At 41.7% G+C, this 5,644-nt stretch carries 9 protein-coding genes; 4 read left to right on the forward strand and 5 right to left on the reverse strand.

The genetic code is table 11. From position 1 onward, the window contains the following. Positions 1-235: 235 nt before the first annotated feature. The 4 genes from IQ247_RS31085 to IQ247_RS31095 all read right to left on the reverse strand — a co-directional run bounded on the left by IQ247_RS31085 (position 236) and on the right by IQ247_RS31095 (position 3,274). Positions 236-1,327 (reverse strand): RepA, encoded by a 1,092-nt coding sequence (locus tag IQ247_RS31085; RefSeq protein WP_193925965.1) that lies wholly within the window; start codon positions 1,325-1,327, stop codon positions 236-238. 480 nt (positions 1,328-1,807) lie between these two features. Beyond that, a complete protein-coding gene (locus tag IQ247_RS31090) occupies positions 1,808-2,941 on the reverse strand; it encodes an ATP-binding protein (protein WP_193925967.1) in 1,134 nt (377 codons plus the stop codon). Beyond that, a complete protein-coding gene (locus IQ247_RS33280) occupies positions 2,931-3,062 on the reverse strand; it encodes a hypothetical protein (RefSeq protein WP_265579731.1) in 132 nt (43 codons plus the stop codon). The genes IQ247_RS31090 and IQ247_RS33280 overlap by 11 nt, the downstream gene beginning before the upstream one ends. Continuing rightward, entirely contained in the window at positions 3,059-3,274 is a 216-nt protein-coding gene (locus IQ247_RS31095; protein ID WP_193925969.1) for a hypothetical protein, read from the reverse strand. Before IQ247_RS31095 ends, IQ247_RS33280 begins: the two co-directional genes overlap by 4 nt. A gap of 467 nt (positions 3,275-3,741) precedes the next feature. Between IQ247_RS31095 and IQ247_RS31100 the strand changes: the two genes are divergently transcribed. The 4 genes from IQ247_RS31100 (at position 3,742) to IQ247_RS31115 (ending at position 5,035) form a co-directional block, all read left to right on the forward strand. Then, a complete protein-coding gene (locus IQ247_RS31100; protein ID WP_193925971.1) occupies positions 3,742-3,924 on the forward strand; it encodes a ribbon-helix-helix domain-containing protein in 183 nt (60 codons plus the stop codon). 111 nt (positions 3,925-4,035) lie between these two features. After that, positions 4,036-4,443, forward strand: a complete 408-nt coding sequence (locus IQ247_RS31105; protein WP_193925973.1) for a hypothetical protein — start codon at positions 4,036-4,038, stop codon at positions 4,441-4,443. An 8-nt stretch (positions 4,444-4,451) separates the two neighbouring features. Continuing rightward, entirely contained in the window at positions 4,452-4,745 is a 294-nt protein-coding gene (locus IQ247_RS31110; RefSeq protein ID WP_193925975.1) for a hypothetical protein, read from the forward strand. Further along, the gene (locus tag IQ247_RS31115) at positions 4,730-5,035 is read left to right on the forward strand and encodes a hypothetical protein (protein ID WP_193925977.1); all 306 of its coding nucleotides are present in this window, start codon (positions 4,730-4,732) and stop codon (positions 5,033-5,035) included. Before IQ247_RS31110 ends, IQ247_RS31115 begins: the two co-directional genes overlap by 16 nt. A gap of 397 nt (positions 5,036-5,432) precedes the next feature. On the opposite strand, the gene IQ247_RS32970 is transcribed toward IQ247_RS31115, so the two are convergent. Further along, on the reverse strand, positions 5,433-5,644 hold a 212-nt coding region (locus IQ247_RS32970), incomplete at its 5' end, for a hypothetical protein (RefSeq protein WP_228060211.1).

The raw sequence follows: 5,644 nt of genomic DNA on the forward strand, positions 1-5,644 counted from the left end.
CAAAAATCCCGGGATTGCCTGCATCCAGAGATGTGAAAACCAAAATCGAATAGAGTATCTTCCTCAATTAGAATGCCGTAGCCCTTGTAGTAGTAATGTTTCTGTAGCATCTGCTCAAACGACCTTGATGAACGAGTGAATAATGTACTAGCCCGATAACCCTATGGGTTATTCACAGCTTCTTAAGGTCTAAAAGCTGCTGCTGTCCGTGAAAAAAAATTCTCAAAAATGCTTTTCATATCCTCGTCAGACAATCATCCCTTTCACAAAGGGGATGTTGCACCCCCGGCACGATTTTCTCGATTACTGTCACATCCGGTGTGTGACAGTTGCCATAAACCCCGCGAGATAAGTTGTAATGGAATTTACGCTTGGCGTACCGCATCGTAGTTAGGGTAAAGGTTTCACGGTAAATGTTACACTTGGCTAACCAAGTTTTCTTGTACTTTTTACCAGTCGTGAATAAACGTTGCTGCAATCCATCAACTGACGTTGTGTAGGTATTGGGAATTCTCTTCTTACTCCCATGAGGTACCCCGTCACTAAAAAGCACTTTTTTGTCCTCTAAGACCTTAAACCCGATTTTGGTATCTTTACCCGTTCCCATAGGATCGAGTGCGTTAAATTCCAAACTCTCATGCTCTAACGCTAGCTTGAGATGAGTATACTCACCCTTGGCTTGGCATAGCTGACGGCGTTCAATGCCCAAAGTTTTTTGATGGCGTTGAACCGTTACGCGATGTATGCCAAACTCGTTAGAGATGGTTTTTTGGCTCGTACCGAATACCGGAAAGTTTTTGGAGACAAAAATCCGTTTCTCACTAACGTGAAGTACGCAAGGTACTTCCCCTACAGCGGGTTTAAGTAAGGATTGCCCTACTTGCTTCACGAATAGTTCGTTTGGATGTGGTGTTCCAAAATATTTCCGGTGTTCTGGTTTCAGTTTCCTATCTACGGCGTACCGCGATTTTTGTTGAAATTGTTGTGTAACGATACCCGTTGTTACTTCCCTTATATTGGTGATAACGAGTGATAACGGTACTGTTGCTACTGTCCCCCAATTCCTTAAATTTAAGTTCCAACAAACTTTACCTAAACTTCCTAGATAGACTTCCACCATTCCCCGCTTAACGCGGTATTTCCAGAATGCCCCGACTTGTTTACCGTCTTGTAGATAACGGTAAATAGTTGTCTTGTCGGAATCTAGGAGAATTTCAATAACTTCCAGCGGTATTTTTACGTGACCGCTACCGTCTTTATCTACGCCCTTGCACAAATACCACAACCGCGCCCACGGATTACGCGCTATGCGTGAGTGAATCCTCACAGTATATGTCTGTAGGATTATTTCAGTTGTGATGTTAATTGTTGTGAACGCTAGAACTGACGGCAATCTCCCCTACTCCTTGCCGTGGTCAGTCCCCTTTTATCTTTACTGCTAACTTCCGCTATTTTGGTTGTGTTATCTCAGATTGTAGTCAAGCCAACTTTAATACTTATGCATACTGTTGCCATCAACGTTGCATAACTCTAAAGTTATATAGAGATGAACAACCATTTCATTAGAAGTTTGCGGTAAAGCCATAAGCATGGACTAACCACAACTTTTTTTACAGTTATTCTTCAAAGCAAAGCTATGGCAAGCTTTGCTTTGCCTTTTGCTAATCAAAATTTCGTGAAGGGCGACACTTCAAAGGCGACAACAGCGCCTACAGTTTTTATCCTTGTAAATTCACTTAACCATTGTGAAATCGCCAAATTAGTAAGAATTCTCTAATCAAATGAGAAAATAGTCAATCTTTTTGGTTTATTCTCTCCTTAATTCTGCAAGAATTTCCTTGCCTTGCCCAAACTGAGAACCTTGATAGCCTAAAAATTCTTTGATTATCTTTGAATCGCTAAAACCCGCTTCTGTACAGGCTTTTACGACCCTACGCACCACTTCCCGGTCAAGTTTTTTCGACGTTTCAATTGGCTCTAATACTTGCTGTGCGGTGGTTTCAGCCGTTACCACTGTTTGAGAACCCCCGGTAATCTGTAACTGAGGTACAACCATCTTGTAACTAGAAAGGTCGGGGAGTTGACACGGCTGGTCATCAACCATGCAACGAAATTTTCCAGCGGTTAACCATTCCTCAATCGCTTTATCTTTAATATGCTTGGCGTGAGTAACCGCGAATTTACCGAGTCGCACCATTCTAAAACACTTTCTCACTCCCCCTTGACCTTCAATTCCTAGCGTTACGACGTTATCATCTTGGGACAAGGCAATGATAAAACGTTTAGGTTTGCGTCCGCGTCTAGCGTGCTTGATTAACCATTCGCTAGCGTTAGATATTTCATCCTTGAGTAATGGGAACTCTTCAGCAATCGAAACGCTATCTAATCCAGCGAGTGCCTTATCACCTTGTTGCCCCCTAACTTCAATTCTTCTTTGCAACTCCATTAAATCGTTTGCCATAGCATCAGAAATTGCTTTAAAGTCTCCCCCCCTACCTACAACGTTTAACCCCCTCCATTCGTCAGGTGAAGCGTCGGGGTCATAAACCGTTACCTCCCCTCCGACTTGATAAGCGAGATATTGAGCTAGCAATGACTTGCCAGAACCCGTATCGCCTACGATTAAAGCGTGTTTACCGGCAAGAGTATCCATTAAGTTGGTACAGATGTTCTCAGGTTCTAAAGGTAATGGAATAGCGGTTGTATCTATTACTTGTTGACCGTGTACCCCCATGTACGGTAATTGGTTGTACACAGACAGCAACTGTTGAGTAGCTCGTTCCGTCATGCTTAACAGCGCTATACCTACTTTTAGCGCTTCTTTTGTACCAGTGACACTAAATAACCAGAATGAGAATCCTACTCTACCTACTCCCCAAACTAGGTACCGTCCTAAGTGTCTCCACCCCGGTAACTTGATGTGAATCCATTCAACTGCCATATTCAATCCGTAATTCGATTTGTAATTTTGGTTGTTGGTTCTCTCCTTGTTTGGCTACCGACCAAATAAGGAGAAACATAAAAATCAAAATGGCGATCGCGTTTTTATTGGAGTTATTCACTCTTCTTTTTTCAGATGTTCAGCAACTTGCTTAATTCTTTCGCAAACTTCATCTCCCAACTTTTCGATATAATCCGGGTCATTGCGGTCAACGATAATCGGCTTAACTCCTAAGTTTTCCCAAAATGCTGGTTTACTCAAATCGTGTAGCTCGATATCCGAATCCGAATCACTTTCATCTTTATTGCTGCTTCCAAATAACCAATTAATCATCTTGTCTCCAATGGCAATTAAAAAATCACACGATAACAACGACCAGACCCAACGGTCTGAGAATTACCCGACCGCAAGTCGCAGAACTTCGAGCGAGTGACTTTGACTTTAGGAAAACTCCCATCAGCGGATAAGGAGAACACTGAGTACAAAGGTACTGAGTCCCAATTGCTAGGAGATGAGTCAACCTTGCAGCTGTAATTCGCATCTGACATCTCGCTTTCACCCGGCGCGGACGGCAAGGAAGGATAGTTTTGACGGAGTTTTCTGGTAGTCTTACCCGTAACAGCCACGGGTACACTTCCGTTTGTCGCGATTTGTGTTTCAATCATGCTAGCGCTAAGTGTGCTATTAACTCTAGATAAACCATATCACAGGTAGCGCTACTAGCACATATAACGTTATATAAGAAATTTCTATATTAGTGCTGTTATCGTTAAAAGTGTTGAGTGTGATAGTAGTGTGTAATGTCCAAGAAGCAATGGCGTATTTCCATCACGATTGATAAGGAGTTGTACGAGCAACTTGAGGAACGTGCTGAGAGAGAAGCAAGGACGTTAGCAAGCTTGGGTAAGTATTTATTGTTGAAAGGAATTGAAGCCGAGAACGGCAATGAATTAACCACGACTCAAGAAGATAAAGCAGCATGAATGAGTGTTTAGATCGAAGTCGGAACACTCAGTAAGTAACTTTATGTAACTGCTTGACAAGTTACATAATAGGTTACACAATAGGTTACATACAACATTAATTATGTAACCATGAGTGACAAACCAGTAGTAACTGACGGCGTGATTGATTTTGACTTAAATGCTGTAGAGTCTTTTCGCTACACTCCCATGCAGCAAGGAATAAAAACGATTACAGTCAAGAGAGAGAATACAGGTTATTGGGTAGGCTATAGGAAAAGTAGAGTAAAGTTACATAGACGTTACATAGGAGTGATTGAGAACGTCACGATACATAAGCTAGAGGAAATCGCTGTAGACATTGATAAAGAAGAACAACAGCTACTAGTTGACAGTCCTAAAGTAACGACTCAAGAAAAGTATGTAACTAACTCTGTAACCTCCTATGCAACTAGTGAGGAAGTTAACCAGCTAAGGAATGAAGTCACAGCTTTACGCTCGGAAGTAAAACAAGCGCTGGTAAAGCTTCAAGCCCGGTAGACGGACAGATGCCTACCGGGCTAAAGCATGACGATTCACAAACCAGTATAACCAACAATGAAGAGATTAAGGAGTTACATAAAAAGATAGAACAGTTACATAAGCAAGTTGAAGAGTTACAGACTGAGAATAAAGAGTTACATAATCAGTTACAGAAATCATCCGTCAGTGACTCCCAATTACCCGATTTGGAGAAGTTAAAAACCAAGGTGTTAAATAAAATGAAGGTAGGCGGACAATCTACAGCGGGTAAAACGCTAGATGCATTTATCAAGGAGTTGAAATCGTGGAAACAAGCGTAAAAGAATTAGCTAAACCGATTATAAGAATTGACCGATTAATGGGGGAGATTTTTAACAATGAAGATAAAGACGTTGTTCACTTTGAAGCCGTTGTTAAATTTCCTGATGGTATAGTCACGGTTTCATTCCCCGCATACACCCGACAGCAAGCCATTGATTTTGCTCATGCCATTGTTAAAAGCCATGAGCCGCTAAAATCTTTACCCCCTGCATATCAGGAGTATCGACTAAAAACCAAAAACGAACTTTGGGAGCCTGACAACTACGTAGTAAGTAGCGAGTATCTCTGAAGCTCGATTCTTTGGGGCTACGGTCGAAGACTCAAACTTGATCAGATGGGGGGGAAGTTGAGGTATTTCCACTTTTATGTAAAAGTAGAAGCGATCGAGTTAGCTCCAAACGCTTATATGGTGGTACTTGTACGTAAACTGCAATTAATAGGGTTCCGATTCACTTCCGGAATGACCCCCATATACGGTATTTTCAGAAAGCTAAATTTAAGAATGTTGGGTAACAGCGCGTGTATCCAACTCGCGTAATTGAATCATGGCAAGCGCAAAAATTAACCGTTGCTGAGCATAGTGGCTGCTCCTGTCCGCAATTACTGTTAAATTAGCCCCTCTACGTTTTTGAGGTTGCTGTTACAATAACTCAATCTTTCAGCTAGTTACTGTTAAATTAACTCCTCTACGTTTTTGAGGTTGCTGTTAACAACTTCTCGTCAATAAATTTTTTGGCTCCAGCAAGACAATAGCTTTCGTCAATAAATCCCCAAAAATCCCGGGATTGCCTGCATCCAGAGATGTGAAAACCAAAATCGAATAGAGTATCTTCCTCAATTAGAATGCCGTAGCCCTTGTAGTAGTAATGTTTCTGTAGCATCTGCTCAAACGACCTTG

This window comes from Plectonema cf. radiosum LEGE 06105 (genome assembly GCF_015207665.1).
GTDB lineage: Bacteria > Cyanobacteriota > Cyanobacteriia > Cyanobacteriales > Nostocaceae > Rivularia > Rivularia radiosa_A.

Bases quoted from the DNA above. Each gene is read 5' to 3' on its own strand.
- IQ247_RS31090 (WP_193925967.1), bottom strand. From the start codon at position 2,941: ATGGCAGTTGAATGGATTCACATCAAGTTACCGGGGTGGAGACACTTA.
- IQ247_RS31095 (WP_193925969.1), bottom strand. From the start codon at position 3,274: ATGATTAATTGGTTATTTGGAAGCAGCAATAAAGATGAAAGTGATTCG.
- IQ247_RS31100 (WP_193925971.1), top strand. From the start codon at position 3,742: ATGTCCAAGAAGCAATGGCGTATTTCCATCACGATTGATAAGGAGTTG.
- IQ247_RS31105 (WP_193925973.1), top strand. From the start codon at position 4,036: ATGAGTGACAAACCAGTAGTAACTGACGGCGTGATTGATTTTGACTTA.
- IQ247_RS31110 (WP_193925975.1), top strand. From the start codon at position 4,452: ATGCCTACCGGGCTAAAGCATGACGATTCACAAACCAGTATAACCAAC.